The following is a 17,395-nucleotide window of genomic DNA, read 5'->3' as shown; positions in this document are numbered from 1 at the left end:
TATGGAATTATAGTAAAAAACGTCAAGAATTGGATAGGATTCTCTTTTATCATAATACATATAAGGCAGGTGAACAGAGATGGAAAGCTATGAAACACAAATTCAAAGGTCCATTGATTATATCGAGGAAGATGTAATGGAAAAACAGACGCTGCGTAAGTTAGCTCGCATTGCAGGTTTTTCTGAGTCGCATTTTCATCGTGTATTCCAGGCGTTAGTAGGTGATACGGTAATGGAGTATGTTCGGAAGAGGAGGTTAGCCCGGGCAGCTTATCAACTTTCTCATACGGATGAAAAAATTATTGATATCGCATTTGAACATGGCTTTCAATCTCACGAAACGTTCACGAGAGCCTTTAAAAAATTATTTCAAATGACACCGAGTGAATATCGAAAGCAGGAAATAGAAACACCGATGTATTACAGCGTGAATGTAAAGCAAAGAAAATTAAATCCGTATTTAGGAGGCATACAAATGGAATATCGTATTGTAAATAAACCGGAATTTTTAGTGGCGGGTTATGAACTGAAGACGACAAGTAAAGAAGGGAAGAACCATCAAGACATTCCAGCATTTTGGCAAGAATATTTACAAAAAGATCTTGGAACGACAATTCCGAATCGTAAAGATACGAGCCAATGGGTAGAGCTTGGATTATGTACTGATTTTAATTTAGAAACAGGGGACTTCACTTATATTATCGGAATGGAAGTCACAGACTTTGAAAATGTACCAAATGAAATTGCAAAGCGTACGTTCCCAGCAGCAACATATGCAGTATTTACAACGCCGAAAGTTCCTCATGAAGAAATGGTATCGTCTATTCACCAAACGTGGAATGCAGTATTCTCAGAGTGGTTCCCGCATTCAGGATACGAACATTGCGGCGTTAATGAGTTTGAGCTATACGATGAGCGTTCCCATGCAGATAAAAGTGAGTTCGCTCAAATTGAACTTTGGATACCGGTGAAGAAGAAATAATAGATTGAGAGCGAGTCATTGAGAAATGGTTCGCTTTTTTATAAAGGGAGAGTGGGGATATGTTTCAAAAACTAGAATGTGTATCTATACATACGAAGGATATAGAAAAATCCGTTTCTTTTTATAAAGAAATGGGAATGGAGCAAAACTGGGTTATAGAAAGAGAATTAGAAGAAGGGGCTATTTGGACGCTAATAGGATTGAAGTTTCCAGATGAGAAAAGTTCAGAGTTAGTAATAAGCAATCATCCGGATATTAATTTTATAGAAGTCGAAGTATTGGTAGAAGATGTGCACCAAACGTATGAAAGTTTAAAAGATAATAAAGATATAAAATGGATTCGCGAACCATTTCCAACAGAATCAGGACATGTTGCGGTAATGGAAGCACCTGATGAGAATGTGTTTGTATTGGTAGGAAAATAGCTGAAATATGGAGTGACCTTTCATAGTGAGTTATGAAAGGTTATTTTTTATGAGTGGATTGTTAAATTTGTATTGCTTTATATGTAATACATTTGAAAATGGTAAAATAAAATAGCAATTAAATATTGCGGGTGGAAGGTTATGCCCTTTCTTCATTTGGTGAAGAAAGGAGGTGTAATCGTATGGAATTTCTTTTGCAAATTTTGTTGGAAATCACAAAAACTATAGCTAGAGAAGGTATAGTTATGGGATTTAAGAAATTAACGACAAAAAAGCGCAAAAAGAAGACCACCCGTCTGCCTGCGAAGCGTGGGAAGTCTTCTAAGCGCAAATAAGCTTTAGTTGCAACCTTCCACCTTGCGGTAATTCGTTGCAGTGACGGGGTGTTGGAAGCACCTCGTCTACTTCATTTTATGCAAAACTTAGTTAGTTTATACTTCTATTTATAGTATAACAGTTTAGAAATGTATTTGTTAATAGTTTTATTTTTACTTTGTATAGTAGAGGAAGTAGGTTAGCGTTGTCGTTTTTTTGTCGATAAGCCGATATATTTAGAAAATCGCTGATATATTTTGAGTTGCGCCGATATATTCGCAAAATCGCCGATATCATTTCATATACCGCTAAAACAACTCAGAAAGATGGTCTATATCATTTCATATACCGCTAAACTCTCCCAAAAAAGAAAAGACGCCACATAGCGCCTTTTCTATGAACGAAACGGAAACACAAGTATAATCGTCGTTCCTTTTCCAAGTTCGCTATCGATAGAAATCGTTCCGTTATGAGCATGAACGAGCTGCTTTGTAATAGCGAGGCCAAGTCCAGTTCCAATGTTGCTTTCTTCTGTATTTGTTCCTCTGTAATATCGCTCAAATAGAAGCTCTTTCGTTTTATCATCCATTCCTTTTCCGTTATCTGAAATAGAGAGTGTAAATGAAGTAGCATTTTGTGAAAGCTTTACAATTACATTAGTCGTTTCATTATTATGTTTTACAGCGTTTACGAGTAAGTTTTCAATAATACGCTGGAACCATTTTTCTTCAATGAAATATTGAATTTTATTTGAGCTTGGTACGAATTCAATATTTTGATTTTGAAGTGTCGGATTATTAATGAATTGTAATAATACTTTTTGGACGAATTGATTCATTTCAATGTTTACATGCTGCGCAGGAAGACTGTTATTTTTTAATTGATACGTTAAGCTTAAGTCATCAATTAGTGTGGTCATATATTGAGATTTCTCTTTCATAACGCTGCCAAATTGCTGAATGTCACGATCGGTCCAGTTATACTGTTTTGATTCTAGTAATAATGCGTAGCCGTATATAGAACTTAGTGGTGTTTTTAAATCGTGCGTTAGACCAGTAATCCATTCTTCACGTGTTTGCTGCAGTACTTGCCTCATCGCATCATTTTTTTTGAGTGTAATAGAAAGGTGCTCTAGTGAATTTGTAACATCACTAAATAAGCGGAATGACCATTTTTCTTTACCAGATTTCCTGAACCTGATAGGTTTTCCTTTTTTACTAACAGGCTCTTCGTACTTTCCACCAGCTATGTTTTTAAGCCAGCGCATCGCATGTAATAACGGTTTTCCAAATTTATTACCGTACCAAATAGAAAGAATGACTAAATAAACAAATACGATAAGAAGGATTAATCCGCATCCGATTAGAAACTTTTTAGCAAATACATCGTCTATTTCATCATCTGGGTAGTAGTACTCATTTTTGGCAGTTACAACGAGAAGATGATTGCTATTTGTGTCGTAAAAGCTAGACGTGTTTTCTTTATGATTCCACGGTTCCCTTTCATTAAGAGCAGCTTGTATAACAGAAAACGTTTTTTTCTTTCCGTTTGGATAGGAGAATACTTCTTCGCCGCCACTATTAAAGATTTGAAGAGTAGCCTTTTCTTTAGAAAGTAACTGTTTTTCTTCTTCTGTTAATGCGAATGAATCTGTAGATACAGAAGGGTGCGTTTTCTGAATTGTTTTTAGTAGTGCATTGCTTTTTAACATGCCGCCGTAAATAACAAGTACGTTTTTTTCTTCTAATTCAATTTCCCAATATGTAAATGTATAAGGACTTTCTATGTGATTCTGTATATACGAGAATAAAGATGTTTTCGTATAAGATGTCGGTACGTCATTTGGCGTATTAAAGTGATAGAGAACTTTTCCGTTTTCCTCGACAACTTGAATCCAATCATTTTTCTCTTTAATTAAGTCTTTTACTTCAGCTTTTAACGAAATATTGCCATCTTCTGAAGAGATGTATCTTGCAATCATAAAATTTTCAGCATCTGGAATGTTCGGTTCGTATGAAGTACTCGTAACAAGAAAAATTAAATACGTGAATGCAGCTACTACAGCAATCAGTAATGTAACTAAAACAAATACGTGTTGCATGATAAACTGGATAATAAGTCGTTTATTAAAGTTCATATCGTCACCCTACTTTGTAATGAACTTATAGCCAAGCCCGCGAACGGTTTTTATATATTCTGGTTTACTTGGGTCTTGTTCGATTTTTTCACGTAGTTTTCGAATGTGGACCATAACGGTATTGTCATCGCCATTATAGGCAGGTGCTCCCCAAACTTTCTCGTATATTTCTTCTTTTGAAAATACGTAGTTCGGATTCTCGCAAAAGAAGAGTAATAGCTGAAATAGCTGGGCGGAACATTCGACAACACGCCCATTTACTGTAAGCTCTGCGGAATATCGATCAATTTCAAATCTACCAAATGAACTGGATTGTGCTTTTTGTTCGTGTGGCATAACTTGCTTCATATGTCTTCGGAGTTGTGCTTTCATACGAGCTACCACTTCAAGTGGATTAAATGGCTTCGTAATATAATCATCTGCACCGTGTGAAAATCCAGATATTTTATCTAAATCAGATGTTTTAGCTGTGAGGAAGAAGATAGGACAATCTGTTTTTTGACGAATGATTGGACAAATATCAAAACCAGATTGTCCAGGAAGCATGACATCTAAAATAATTAAATCGTAATCGTTTTGCTGAGTGAGAGATAAAGCTATTTCAGCGGATGTTGCAGTTGTAATATGAGAAAAACCTTCTTTTTCAAGAATGGTAGTTAGTAATTGTAAAATTGCTGTTTCATCATCAACGAGCAAAATATTTGCTTCATACATAAAAAATCCCTCCTAATTTCCTCGAATATCATATCATCTTTCGGTAACTTATGGAATTTTTAAGGAAATTTTAAGGTTTTCTTTCTCAAAAAATTAAGAATCAAATGATATGATAAAAGTAACATAGGGGAGGAGATGAGTGTGAATCCGTTTCAAACGATGCGAGCTAGATATTTTTTAATTGTATTTGCACTATTAACTGTAGTTGCAAGAGCCAGTAATGAATTGATAGAAAATACATTTCATATGCAAAATTCTACTTTTATAAATATTCTTATATTCTATATCCTGCCGATTACGTGGATTTATTTTGAGTATAAAAAACACCGTGTTTCATTTTCATTATTTATTAATAGAAATGAAACATTTAACCTGGTGCAAGTTTTATACATTACGATCATGTTATGCGTGTTTAGTTATGGATATCTTATTTTGTACATGTATAGCTTTGCATGGATTACACCGACATTTATTATGAACGCATTACGCGAACCGATTATGGATAGCACTGGAGGATACGTTTATCAAGTTATTATGGTCGTATTCATCGCACCAATTATTGGGGAATTTGTTTTTCGCGGATTTTTACTGCAACGCTTCGCAGCAAAATGGGGAACGAGCATAGCGATCATTGTTGTAGCAATATTGTTTGCATTGTTACATGTTGATTTCCTAGGTGCAATTGTATTTAGCGTTGTACTATCAATCGTATATATTCGTACGAATAGTTTACTCATGCCAATCGCTATTCACATGTTAAACAATGCATTTGTAATCGGTGCTTCTTTTTTAATAAATAAAGAAGAGATAATGAGTTTTACAGATTTCTCAAATTATACGACGTTCTTTCCAGGACTTATTATTTTTATAACAGGATTAAACTTAGTACTCATCTTTTTATTTGTTAACCGCAAATATTGGAGTAAAGAAATGCCCGCTATATATGTAGAGCAGGAAAAAAGCTTTTCAGACGTAGTGGGGAGTAAATGAGATGAAGAAGACGATTGAAAAAATATTGAAAGACATTATAGATGCTACGTCTATTACAGATATATGTGATAAAAGCGTTTGTCATTGGCTGCAACCTGTAGTAGATACGATTGTGTTTCCGGAGTATTACTTATTTTCTAGTACGCATGTAAAAGAAAATATTATTTCTCTTCTCATTGTGTTAGGGGTTTTACTACTATTTGGTCTAATTGTAGAAGAAATGATGAAGCGCATCTTCAGAAAAAATGAAGAGAAGTATATGTGGGTTCATAACGTATTCGAGAAAGTAATAGTGGCTTTCCTTTTGTTTTATAGTATGAAAACAATCATTTACTTTATAGCTTTGAAACATCATTCATTCTAAATTTGAAAGGGATGTATAAAATTATATGAATGAAACAATATCATCAAATAAGTTTTTTTATTTGATTGTGCTTAGTATAGTGCTAATAACGACAGTCAACGTTATTCTTCGCTGGGAGGAAGCTTATTTCTTTATGTATTTAGCGCTTCATTTATTAGGAATTCTCTGTATCAGTGGCGGTGTAGTTGCTGAAAAAAAGAGTGAAGAAAGCGTTAATTATATGTGTGTGACCGGCCTTATTTTACTTTTAGCTGTACAAGGGATTATGAAATATAGTTCTTTTTCTCTGCAAGATTTTAGCTTATTAATGGATGTACTTCCTTAAGGAGGTACGTTATGTTATCTAAGAAGCAAATGGGATATGTACTAGTTTTAATTGGATTTTTTACGCTTATTGTAACGACTTTATTTTTTCAAGACTATGAATATATACGCTATATAAAAGGCGCTGGTTTAATATGCTGGGTTGTAAGTACGTTTCTTATCCCAGAGTATGAACCGAAGAAAGCGTCTAAAGGTAGGTAAAACTCTTCTATTTGTAGAAGAGTTTTTTTATGTAAATAAAAGGATCTCGAGCAATTCGCGTAATAAGCTTGTTCTAATTTAGCACGTACGAACTTACAATAATAATAGACAGGCAGCATAGAGGAGGGAATAGCGTGAGGAAGGTTATCGGGTGGTCGCTTTTTTTGTACGTTGGGTTTGCGTTATTTATATATTGGTATTTATTTGGATGGAATCATGAACTAATTCCTGACATGTACAAAGGAACGAGTGCAGATCCAGAAACGTTTATGAATGCAAGAGAGCTTACGCTAAGCCAAGATTATTCGCGCGTGAAAAATTTACTGTATTTTTTAGCGACGCCTCTTGAATGGATTATTTTATTATTTGTACTTGTGCTCGGTATTTCAAAAAAGTTTGAGAAATGGTCGAAGGAAACGACGAAAATAAGTGTCCTGCAAGTTGCGATTTATTTCTTTTATTTATCACTACTTACAACAGTTCTTGCCCTGCCGATGCAATGGATTAGCCGAAAAGTTTCTGTTGATTACGGCATTTCAACGCAAAGTACACAAAGCTGGATAAAAGATCATGTTATCGGTTTTTGGGAGAGCTATGCGACGATGTTAATTGTAGTTACGGTTCTTCTATGGCTTATTCGCAAATTCCCGAAGAGATGGTGGTTAGCAGGGTGGGCACTCTCTGTTCCGTTTACAATCTTTTTAACATTTATACAGCCTGTCGTGATTGATCCACTTTATAACGACTTTTCGACGCTGAAAAATAAAGAATTAGAAACGAAAATTTTAGCGATGGCAGACAAAGCCGATATTCCAGCGAAACATGTATATGAAGTCAATATGTCGGAAAAAACGAATGCGTTAAATGCATATGTAACAGGAATAGGACTTAACTCGCGCATTGTAATGTGGGATACAACGCTAAAGCAATTAAAAGATAAAGAGATTTTATTTATAATGGCTCATGAAATGGGGCATTATGTTATGAAACATATATATTGGGGCGTTGCGAGTTATGTGTTGCTATCGTTTATAGGGATGTACCTCATTAGTCGTATTATCAATATGTGTATTCGAAAATGGGGGGATACGCTGCAAATGTCAAAAGCAGCATGTTTCTCAATTTTACCTTTATTTTTCTTAATTTCTTCTGTCCTCTCTTTTGCATCACAGCCAGCAACAAACTATGTTTCTCGTATAGAAGAACGAGCGGCAGATCAATACGCTCTAGATATGACGAAGGACGGGAAATCTGGTGTAAAAACGTTTCAATATTTATCAAAAACGAGCTTAAGCCAAGTAAATCCGCCTGCGTTAGTAAAGTTTTTCTTATATACACACCCACCAATTTTTGAAAGAATTCATACGTTTGAACAATATGAAAAGGAAAAGAAGCGGTAGTGTACTGCTTCTTTTTTTATGCGTTATTCGAGTTTTGGAAAATTATAGTGTATAATATATGGAATATTCAGTGAAATGTTTAGGAGGTTAATATTTTGTTTCATTCAAAATCAATGCCGGCTATAAAAATGATCCTTTCGATGTCTATTTTCGGATCAATTGGATTTTTCTCTGTTCAAACAGGTTTACCGTCTTTTGAATTAGTATTCGTTCGTTGTATTTGTGCGACTATATTTTTAGCATTATGTTGGCTCGTAACAGGACAATATAAAAGTGAGCAATGGAATAAAAAAGAAGTCATGCAAATATTAGCATGCGGTGTATTTCTCGTTTTTAACTGGGTATTTCTATTTAAAGCATTTGAAGTTATGTCGATTACAATTGCGATTTCAGTTTATCATCTAGCACCCATTATCGTATTAATGATTGGTAGTATTGTATTTAAAGAGAGACTTACAATGTTTGCTGTTTTGTCCATTGTTATTTGTTTTATCGGTACAGTGTTAGTGGCTGGAGTAGATGGAAGTCTATCACTTGAAAAACTGATGTCATCTGGCATGGTATGGGCACTACTTGCGGCACTATTTTATGCTTTTACCACTTTATTAGGAAAAGGAATTCAGCATACGAGCGCCTATGCGATGACATTTTTACAAACATTTTTAGGTATATTTTTATTGCTACCATTCGTAGACTTTGGCAAGTTTCAAGGGTTAACAGAGATGAATTGGATGATGATTACAGCGACAGGTCTTATACATACGGGATTTGTATATTACTTATTTTTTGACAGTTTAAGAGATTTATCGACGAGATTAATTTCTGTATTAGTGTTCTTAGATCCTGCGGTTGCAATACTATTAGATACAGTCTTTACCGGGTTTAGACCGACTAGTATGCAAATAGTAGGAATTGTTCTTATATTTGTAGGAATGGCATTTACTTTTCGAAAAACAAAGGGTGAAAAAATAGTAGTAGAAGAAAAATTATATTCTTAATTGTAAATAATTAGTTCGAAATAAATTTATAATTTTCAGATTTATTATATAATATAATTTGCAGGGAAATAAAGGAAAAGGTAGATGAGAGAGATGCAAAAGCTAGTAAAGATAGCGACATCGTTAACACTAATGGGAGGAATATTTGTAGGTGCAAATGGTGTGTCTGCAAATACAGAGATTATCCAAAAATCTAGTCCTAATATTATGATAAAGTTTGATGATGTAACAACAGATCATTGGGCATATGATGAAATTACAAATTTAGTACATCATCGCATTATGTATGGCTATGGAAATGGTAAGTTTGGGACGGAAGATCATATAACACGTGAACAAGCGGCAGCAGTATTGTACCGCGCACTTCATGTAAAAAGAAGTGCGACTATTGGAAATCCATATGGAGATATTAGTACGAAATCAACCATGTTCCCTTACGAAATTTTACGCTTAACACAGCTTGGTATTTTTAAAGGAGACGAAAATGGGAATTTCCGTCCGAAAGATACACTGACTCGTGCAGAATTAGCACAAATTTTAACGAAAGCATATGAGTTGAAAACAAAGCGTCCGCATACATTTACAGATATACCAGAAAATCATTGGGCAAGGGATGCAATTAGCACATTGCAGTCTAATAAAGTAGCGGTAGGAACGGGAGATGGCAAGTTCCAGCCTGAAATGCTCGTTACACGCGGACAATTTGCGAAGTTTTTACAACGATCAATTGATAATTCTCCAGGGAAAATGGAATAGATAGAGAGAAAGCTCATAATGTGTAGAAGAGGTATCTTCCGCTCATTATGAGCTTTTATTAATAGAGAGGTTACTATTGTCGTATGTTGTAGGTAAGTCGATATAATTGCATTTTTTGTCTAGAAAATGAACTCTTAAAACGTGAAGGATTTCTTTTGAAAAAAGTAGAATATTTATATTATAGAAACACCTTTACATGAATACAGGAAAGAAAATTAGTTTGCGTACAATTTGGTATAAAAATTGAAATTGAGAGCGAATTGGCTCTCCTTTAGTAGTGATTTTCACAATAATAGATTTTTTAAATGTAATATATTGCATAAATGGTGCAAAGGCAACATATGTAATATTGGAAAGGATTTCAGTCTATTATTTTCCGTTTTTTAAAATGGAGGTAAAGGGGAGAGGGCAATGAAGAAGAACATGTTACGTATAATGGCAACGATGACTATTATGGGCGGCTTGTTTGTAAGTACGAATGTTCCCAACGTAAAAGCAGAAGAATATCCAGAAATGATTGTGTTTGATGATGTTCCAGTAAACTACTGGGCATATGACGATATAATGGATGTAGTATACAATAAAGTAATGTTAGGGTATGGAAATGGTAAGTTTGGTGTAGGTGATAATGTAACAAGAGAACAAGTAGCAGCAGTGCTGTATCGTACATTGAATTTGAAAAGGGAAGGACCTTTAAAAAATCCATACAAAGATATTTCTGAGAGAGCAACAATGTTTTTAGATGAAATTTTAGTATTAACAGAGCATGGTATTTTTAAAGGTGATGAAAAAGGAAACTTTAGACCAACTGCACCAGTAACACGCGCAGAAATGGCACAAATTCTTACGAATGCATTTACATTTGAGGTGAAGAAGAACCATACATTTAAAGATGTACCAAATAATCATTGGGCAAAAAATGCGATTAGTGCACTACAGTCTAATCATGTCATAGTAGGAACAGGAAATGGGCAATTTGAACCGAATAAAGTTGTAACACGTGAGCAATATGCAACGTTTTTAAATAGAGCTGTTTTTTATTTTCCAGTAAAAGATGAAGATTATGAATGAAAGTTAAAGCATAAGGACGTTTAAATTATATTGATATAATATATATTAAGAAAAAAGCGCGGGAATTCCACGCTTTTTTCTTATTTAAAATTATTTGTAATTATATTGATTTTCTATTCGTAATTTAATTTTCCGATTTTAGTGGATAAGAAGAGATTGAATAAAGTGACTTTTTATTGTTTAAATATACGTTTTAGTAACTTTATTGTTAATCAAGTGTAAATAAAAGTATATGAAATATAGTTCATAAATTAGACAAAAATCACATGGAAATTATATTGTTACGCTTCCATTAATTCTTTATATTAGAAAAAAATATGTTTTTAGGGAGAGAATACTGTGAAGAAAAAGTTTTTAAAAGTAGCAACAGCTTTAACAATTATGGGTGGAGTGGCATTTAGTGCTGAAGGGACAACAGCAAAAGCTGAATTAGCTGCAAAGCCACAACAAGCAAGTCAGGCATTCTTTAAAGATGTACCAGCAGGACATTGGTCTTATGAAGCAATTCAAACTTTAGCAGAACAAGAAATTATGCTTGGTTATGGAAATGGTGTGTTCGGTTTTGGACATAACGTAACACGTGAACAAGTAGCCGCTTTAATTTATCGCACAATGGATTTCAGTGAAGTATTCGAGGAAGGCGATATTCTTGAAAATCCATATAAAGATATTAATGAAAGATCAACAATGTTCTTAGAAGAAATTTTAGTATTAACAGAATTGGGTATCTTTAATGGTGATGGAACTGGAAACTTTAGACCGAAAGATACATTAACACGTGCAGAAATGGCACAAGTGCTTACAGTAGCATATGAGTTAGAAGTAAAAGAAACAAAAGGATTTAAAGATGTACCAAAAGGACATTGGGCAGAAAATGCGATTAATGCAGTAGGTTCAAATGGTATTTCGGTAGGAGATGGAAAGGGTAACTTTGCTCCAAACATGAAAGTAACACGTGAACAATATGCGCAATTCTTATTTAAAACAATTTTTGAATAAATAATAGAACAAGAAGCTGGTGTTGTATAACACTGGCTTCTTTTTTATGTGTAATACCGGTGGAAGAATACAGTTTTACAAAAAAACAATTAAATTTTCAAAAAAAACTTCCTTTTCTGAAGATTTGTTATATAATATAAAACATAAAATCAAATCTGTTATAAAACAGTTTAAGAAGGGGATGCTAATATGTCGACGCAAACTTCACGGGTTACATTGCCCGGAGAAATGTTGCCAGCGTACAACGAAATATTGACACCTGAGGCGCTTAGTTTTTTGAAGGAACTACATGGAAATTTCAATGAGCGCCGCATAGAACTTTTACAAAAGCGTGCGGAGAAACAAAAGAGGATTGATGCAGGGGAGTTTCCGAAGTTTTTAGAAGAAACGAAGCACATACGTGAAGCTGATTGGACAATTGCTAAATTGCCAAAAGATTTAGAGGATCGCCGCGTAGAGATTACTGGCCCAGTAGATAGAAAGATGGTTATTAACGCTTTAAATTCAGGAGCACGTCTTTTTATGGCGGATTTTGAAGATTCGAATTCACCAACTTGGGAAAATGCGATTGAAGGTCAAATAAACTTACGAGATGCAGTAAAGGGAACGATTTCACATAAAAATGAAAACGGAAAAGAATATCGTTTAAATAGTAAAACAGCAGTATTAATTGTGCGTCCAAGAGGATGGCATTTAGAAGAAAAACATATGCAAGTTGACGGAAAGAATATGTCTGGTAGCTTAGTAGATTTTGGACTTTATTTTTTCCATAATGCGAAAGCTCTTTTAGCAAAAGGAAGCGGTCCATACTTTTACTTACCGAAAATGGAAAGCCATTTAGAAGCAAGGTTATGGAATGATGTTTTCGTATTTGCTCAAAAATATATCGGTATTCCAAACGGAACGATCAAAGCCACGGTGTTACTGGAAACGATACATGCTTCGTTTGAAATGGATGAAATTTTGTATGAGCTTAAAGATCATTCTGCTGGATTAAATTGCGGAAGATGGGATTATATTTTTAGTTTTCTAAAGGGTTTCCGTAATCATAATGAATTTTTACTTCCAGATAGAGCGCAAGTCACGATGACGGCGCCGTTTATGCGCGCGTATTCTTTGAAAGTCATTCAAACGTGTCACCGTCGTAATGCACCAGCTATTGGAGGAATGGCAGCACAAATTCCAATTAAAAACAACCCAAAAGCGAATGAAGCAGCTTTTGAAAAAGTACGTGCGGATAAGGAGCGCGAAGCTTTAGACGGTCATGACGGGACTTGGGTTGCCCACCCGGGACTTGTGCCAGTCGCGATGGAAGTATTTAATCACATTATGAAAACGCCGAATCAAATTTTTAGAAAACGTGAAGAAATACATGTTACAGAAAAGGATTTATTAGAAGTACCAGTGGGAACGATTACAGAAGAGGGTCTTCGTATGAATATTAGCGTAGGCATTCAATATATCGCATCTTGGTTAAGCGGACGGGGAGCAGCACCAATTTATAACTTAATGGAAGATGCGGCAACAGCGGAAATTTCTAGGGCACAAGTATGGCAATGGATTCGCCATGAAGGTGGAAAATTAAATGATGGCCGTAATATTACATTTGAATTAATGGAAGAGCTAAAAGAAGAAGAGTTAGCAAAAATAGAAAGAGAGATTGGTAAAGAAGCCTTTAAGAAAGGGAGATTCCAAGAGGCGACAACGTTATTTACAAATCTTGTTCGGAGTGATGAATTCGTACCATTTTTAACATTACCGGGTTATGAAATTTTATAAAAAGTGAAAAGGGGATGGAACAAATGAAAAACGAAAGAATCGAGAAATTACAAGAAAGCTGGGAACTAGATACGCGCTGGAAAGGGATCACACGTCCATATTCGGCAGAAGATGTAATTCGCCTGCGCGGGTCAATTGATATCGAGCATACATTAGCGCGCCGCGGTGCTGAAAAGCTTTGGGCGTCGCTTCATACAGAAGATTACATTAACGCACTTGGCGCATTAACAGGAAACCAAGCGATGCAACAAGTAAAAGCTGGGTTAAAAGCAATTTATTTAAGTGGATGGCAAGTAGCAGCAGATGCAAACCTGTCTGGACATATGTATCCAGACCAAAGTTTATATCCAGCAAACAGCGTACCTGCTGTCGTAAAACGAATTAATCAAACGCTTCAACGTGCGGATCAAATTCAGCATATGGAAGGAAGCGGTGATACAGATTATTTCGTACCAATTGTAGCAGATGCAGAAGCTGGATTTGGCGGACAATTAAACGTATTTGAACTGATGAAAGGTATGATTGAAGCGGGTGCATCAGGTGTGCACTTTGAAGATCAATTATCTTCAGAGAAAAAATGCGGTCATTTAGGGGGAAAAGTATTACTACCAACGCAAACAGCGGTACGTAATTTAATTTCGGCACGCCTTGCTGCAGATGTAATGGGAGTACCGACAATTATCGTTGCAAGAACTGATGCGGATGCAGCTGATTTAATTACGAGCGATATTGATCCGGTTGATAAGGCGTTTATTACAGGAGAAAGAACACCAGAAGGATTTTACCGTACGAAAGCAGGTCTTGACCAAGCGATTGCACGTGGTTTAGCATACGCTCCTTATGCAGACCTCGTTTGGTGTGAAACATCTGAACCAAATTTAGAAGATGCAAAACGATTTGCGGACGCAATTCATAAAGAGCATCCAGGGAAATTGCTTGCATACAATTGTTCACCTTCATTTAACTGGAAACAAAAACTAGATGAGAAAACAATTGCGAGCTTCCAAAAAGAAATCGCATCTTACGGTTATAAGTTCCAGTTCGTAACACTTGCTGGATTCCACTCATTAAACTACGGCATGTTCGAATTAGCACGCGGCTATAAAGAGCGCGGCATGGCAGCGTACTCTGAACTACAACAAGCAGAATTCGCAGCAGAAAAACATGGCTACTCTGCAACTCGTCACCAACGAGAAGTAGGAACAGGTTACTTTGATGAAGTAGCACAAGTTATTACAGGTGGTACTTCATCAACGACAGCATTAAAAGGATCTACGGAAGAGGCGCAGTTTACGAAATAAAAGGAAGGGGCCCCTTTTTGAAGGGTGCCCCTTATTATTTTTCGCACGATTCGAGAGTAAATAAAAATATATCGACGATTTTCTCGATATATCTATCATAACTTAAAATATATCAACGATTTTTCCAATATATCGACGATTCGACAAAGGATATCGACTTACCGACAAAAAAAGACAATATGATCAAATCCACTCAGCTCTATGATCACGAATAAACTTCATATCTTTTTCATAATGCTCTAAATGTCCTTCATCAATCATTCTTTGGAAATTTATGTCGCCTTCGTTTGCTTTTCTTTTCATATATGTACATAATGCTTCTAGACGTAGTAGTACCATACCTAAGTAATCTTCATCCATACTTTTACCGTAGGACTGGACGAATAATTTTATTCTTTCTTTCATACGGCCAGCATGTTGTGCCGATTCATAATGAATTGTCTCGTCTGATTCCGTATAATACACTCTACTTAAAGGCACGCAAGTATACAGTGTATAAGCGATATCCCAACTTCTTGGTCCAGGGGCAGCAACATCGAAATCAATAATTCCTACTGGCTTCTCGTTATTAAATATAATGTTATATATAGCAAAATCATTGTGGCATAAAACCTCAATATTATTTGGGGTATGGTCCATAGGTTTCCAATCATCTAATAACGGAAAGTCACTTACAGCATCATGATAAAGGCGAAGCATCTTTGCTATTTCTTTTAACACATCATTAGATCGCATATATTCTTTTAAAGGATAATTCCCAGCCTCTCCTTCAATAAAAGATAAAATCTCTCTATTTTTCTCATCTATACCTAAAAATTTTGGTGCGTAATGAAAACCTTTGTTTTCTAAATGCTGTAATAACTTATGAATTTTTACACTGTCTGGCTTCAATTCTCGCCGAACAGTATTTTTAGAACGATATACGTTTGAGACGTTTCCCCCTGTAAGCTTTTCTTCGTTTGTGTAGTTTGACATTTCATCCCCTCCAGTAAGTACTGTCAGATTACATTTTAACACTTAGAAAAAGGAATAAAGTGGCATTCGAAAGATTTGTTTATTTTTATTCAAATAAGATATTGATAATTGCATACGTGATTTAATTTGTCAGTTATTTTCAAAAAAGATTGTACATTTTATTTTAATGTGCTATGATAATATCAGTTGAATAGTTAAATTAAGCAATCCATATATTATCAAGTGCTGAAAACGAACGAGAAAAAGTATGTGAGAACTAGTTTATGTTTCGTATTTGATAATGTGTGGATTCTTTTTTTAGATAGGAAAACTAAAAATTTAAAAAAATGTATTTTCTTAGGAGGAAATAATTATGGCAGTAACAGGACAAGTAAAATGGTTTAACAACGAAAAAGGCTTCGGTTTCATCGAAGTTCCAGGCGAAAACGACGTATTCGTACACTTCTCTGCAATCGAAACTGAAGGTTTCAAATCTCTAGAAGAAGGTCAAAAAGTTAGCTTCGAAATCGAAGAAGGTAACCGTGGACCTCAAGCTAAAAACGTAATCAAACTATAATTTTATAGTTGATGATGGAAAAAAGGATGGCTAATGCCATCCTTTTTTTAGGTTGTGGAGAAAGTTTCCCCAGAGCCTGTTTTTTATATCTAAATCTCTTTTTCTATGTTACAACGGGTGAAAAATTATCTGGAATGCGTATTAGTTTCTGTAGAAGAATTAGTTCAGCAAGAGCATTTGCTGCGTATGATAGTAAATAACTATAAATTTGTATTCTCTGTTGAAATGGGGAAATCTTTTCCAGATAGACCTTGAGTAACATCTTTTTTGTTAGTATTGTTGTTAGAATTTTGTTCGTCTTGAGATGATGTTTCTAACATTTGTTCTTGCTCCTTACTAGGGAGGGGTATTCAGAGCATCTGATGGGACGCTATTAATCTGTTGGCTTAATAGACTTTTTTTCTCCATATTATACAGCTCCTTTTTGGAATTAGATAAAAAAAGAATGTAATCATAAATAATCACCTACATATTTTGTGTTTTGAAGCGGAATTATATACAAAACTTATATTGCAGATTTAACGAGTTAAAAAGTTGCTAGTGATTTATAAAGGTGAAGTTCTTAATAAAAATGGGTAACACGTACAAGTACTTTTTAACGTAGTGGATAATTTTTTATATGTAATAATATTAGAAAATAAAGGGGATACAGGGACACTCGGAAGAAAATATGAATATGAAGAAGAGTAAAAGGCTTTCCAAAATAGAAGGCCTTTTACTCTTCTTTTTCAACTTTTTTCTTCGCGCTTTTCTTACATTCAGAGCATTTCGATTTACGAAAAGGCTTTGCAAAAAATAATAGAATGAAAAATAAAGCGAATATAATGCTAGCTGAGTTGTTCACGATCACAATGCTGCTATTTTTCATGTGAATCGTTGGTTGCATTTCTTTTTCTTTCATAGTGGACCTCCATATATTGGATTTTTATTTTAATTATAGCAAAGTTAATTGTCTTAATGATGCGAAATGAGGAAGTAGTTGTAAATATTTATAGGTAGTATAAATAGATTTTGTATAGGTTTATTATTATAAAAATAATATATTTTTATTTTATAATTTAAAAGGTATTTGACAAATAATAAAGTATTGTAAAAAAGCGGAATCTGT

The 17,395-nt window shown here is 34.8% G+C and carries 19 protein-coding genes and 1 pseudogene; 15 read left to right on the top strand and 5 right to left on the bottom strand.

Annotated elements, in window-relative coordinates; genetic code table 11:
• The first annotated feature begins 79 nt into the window (after positions 1-79).
• From PDQ40_RS17455 to PDQ40_RS17445, 3 genes are all read left to right on the top strand, one after another.
• A complete protein-coding gene (locus tag PDQ40_RS17455; RefSeq protein WP_000446820.1) occupies positions 80-982 on the top strand; it encodes an AraC family transcriptional regulator in 903 nt (300 codons plus the stop codon).
• Positions 983-1,041: 59 nt separating this feature from the next.
• Entirely contained in the window at positions 1,042-1,407 is a 366-nt protein-coding gene (locus PDQ40_RS17450; protein ID WP_002157379.1) for a VOC family protein, read from the top strand.
• Between the two features lie 182 nt (positions 1,408-1,589).
• Positions 1,590-1,742: a hypothetical protein gene (locus PDQ40_RS17445; RefSeq protein ID WP_000394952.1), complete on the top strand. Its 153-nt coding sequence runs from the start codon at positions 1,590-1,592 to the stop codon at positions 1,740-1,742.
• 374 nt (positions 1,743-2,116) lie between these two features.
• On the opposite strand, the gene PDQ40_RS17440 is transcribed toward PDQ40_RS17445, so the two are convergent.
• The gene (locus PDQ40_RS17440) at positions 2,117-3,859 is read right to left on the bottom strand and encodes a sensor histidine kinase (RefSeq protein WP_270691533.1); all 1,743 of its coding nucleotides are present in this window, start codon (positions 3,857-3,859) and stop codon (positions 2,117-2,119) included.
• Between the two features lie 9 nt (positions 3,860-3,868).
• Positions 3,869-4,573, bottom strand: coding sequence for a response regulator transcription factor (locus tag PDQ40_RS17435; protein ID WP_000272687.1), 705 nt, complete (start codon positions 4,571-4,573; stop codon positions 3,869-3,871).
• Positions 4,574-4,714: 141 nt separating this feature from the next.
• On the opposite strand from PDQ40_RS17435, the gene PDQ40_RS17430 reads away from it, so the two are divergent.
• The 11 genes from PDQ40_RS17430 to aceA all read left to right on the top strand — a co-directional run bounded on the left by PDQ40_RS17430 (position 4,715) and on the right by aceA (position 14,756).
• Complete coding sequence (locus tag PDQ40_RS17430) at positions 4,715-5,563, top strand: CPBP family intramembrane glutamic endopeptidase (RefSeq protein WP_001067975.1); 849 nt, start codon at positions 4,715-4,717, stop codon at positions 5,561-5,563.
• Position 5,564: 1 nt separating this feature from the next.
• Entirely contained in the window at positions 5,565-5,927 is a 363-nt protein-coding gene (locus PDQ40_RS17425; RefSeq protein WP_048557251.1) for a hypothetical protein, read from the top strand.
• A gap of 25 nt (positions 5,928-5,952) precedes the next feature.
• The gene (locus tag PDQ40_RS17420) at positions 5,953-6,252 is read left to right on the top strand and encodes a hypothetical protein (RefSeq protein WP_001006054.1); all 300 of its coding nucleotides are present in this window, start codon (positions 5,953-5,955) and stop codon (positions 6,250-6,252) included.
• A gap of 11 nt (positions 6,253-6,263) precedes the next feature.
• On the top strand, positions 6,264-6,452 hold the full coding sequence (locus PDQ40_RS17415; RefSeq protein WP_214328676.1) for a hypothetical protein: 189 nt from the start codon (positions 6,264-6,266) through the stop codon (positions 6,450-6,452).
• A gap of 134 nt (positions 6,453-6,586) precedes the next feature.
• Complete coding sequence (locus PDQ40_RS17410; RefSeq protein WP_001233284.1) at positions 6,587-7,852, top strand: M48 family metallopeptidase; 1,266 nt, start codon at positions 6,587-6,589, stop codon at positions 7,850-7,852.
• 95 nt (positions 7,853-7,947) lie between these two features.
• A complete protein-coding gene (locus PDQ40_RS17405; protein WP_000469094.1) occupies positions 7,948-8,850 on the top strand; it encodes a DMT family transporter in 903 nt (300 codons plus the stop codon).
• Positions 8,851-8,934: 84 nt separating this feature from the next.
• Entirely contained in the window at positions 8,935-9,606 is a 672-nt protein-coding gene (locus tag PDQ40_RS17400; protein ID WP_270691532.1) for an S-layer homology domain-containing protein, read from the top strand.
• Between the two features lie 411 nt (positions 9,607-10,017).
• Positions 10,018-10,677: an S-layer homology domain-containing protein gene (locus PDQ40_RS17395; protein WP_000739933.1), complete on the top strand. Its 660-nt coding sequence runs from the start codon at positions 10,018-10,020 to the stop codon at positions 10,675-10,677.
• 339 nt (positions 10,678-11,016) lie between these two features.
• Positions 11,017-11,676, top strand: coding sequence for an S-layer homology domain-containing protein (locus PDQ40_RS17390; protein WP_000726288.1), 660 nt, complete (start codon positions 11,017-11,019; stop codon positions 11,674-11,676).
• Positions 11,677-11,865: 189 nt separating this feature from the next.
• A complete protein-coding gene (gene aceB, locus PDQ40_RS17385) occupies positions 11,866-13,455 on the top strand; it encodes a malate synthase A (protein WP_000107309.1) in 1,590 nt (529 codons plus the stop codon).
• 23 nt (positions 13,456-13,478) lie between these two features.
• Positions 13,479-14,756: an isocitrate lyase gene (gene aceA, locus PDQ40_RS17380; RefSeq protein ID WP_000787354.1), complete on the top strand. Its 1,278-nt coding sequence runs from the start codon at positions 13,479-13,481 to the stop codon at positions 14,754-14,756.
• A gap of 183 nt (positions 14,757-14,939) precedes the next feature.
• Here aceA and PDQ40_RS17375 read toward each other — a convergent pair whose 3' ends face one another.
• Entirely contained in the window at positions 14,940-15,731 is a 792-nt protein-coding gene (locus PDQ40_RS17375; protein ID WP_000074039.1) for a phosphotransferase, read from the bottom strand.
• Between the two features lie 352 nt (positions 15,732-16,083).
• Here PDQ40_RS17375 and cspA point away from each other — a divergent pair, with 352 nt between their 5' ends.
• A complete protein-coding gene (cspA, locus tag PDQ40_RS17370) occupies positions 16,084-16,287 on the top strand; it encodes an RNA chaperone/antiterminator CspA (RefSeq protein ID WP_000301522.1) in 204 nt (67 codons plus the stop codon).
• A 200-nt stretch (positions 16,288-16,487) separates the two neighbouring features.
• Here the strand turns inward: cspA and PDQ40_RS17365 are convergent.
• Both PDQ40_RS17365 and PDQ40_RS17360 read right to left on the bottom strand, forming a co-directional pair.
• Positions 16,488-16,695 (bottom strand): annotated as a pseudogene (locus PDQ40_RS17365) (hypothetical protein).
• Positions 16,696-17,002: 307 nt separating this feature from the next.
• On the bottom strand, positions 17,003-17,188 hold the full coding sequence (locus PDQ40_RS17360; RefSeq protein WP_000659565.1) for a hypothetical protein: 186 nt from the start codon (positions 17,186-17,188) through the stop codon (positions 17,003-17,005).
• Positions 17,189-17,395 lie beyond the last annotated feature (207 nt).

It is taken from the genome of Bacillus cereus group sp. Bc061 (assembly GCF_027715825.1).
Lineage (GTDB): Bacteria > Bacillota > Bacilli > Bacillales > Bacillaceae_G > Bacillus_A > Bacillus_A paranthracis.
The sequence above is the reverse complement of the archived record's forward strand: the minus strand, read 5'-3'. Positions and strand labels throughout refer to the sequence as shown.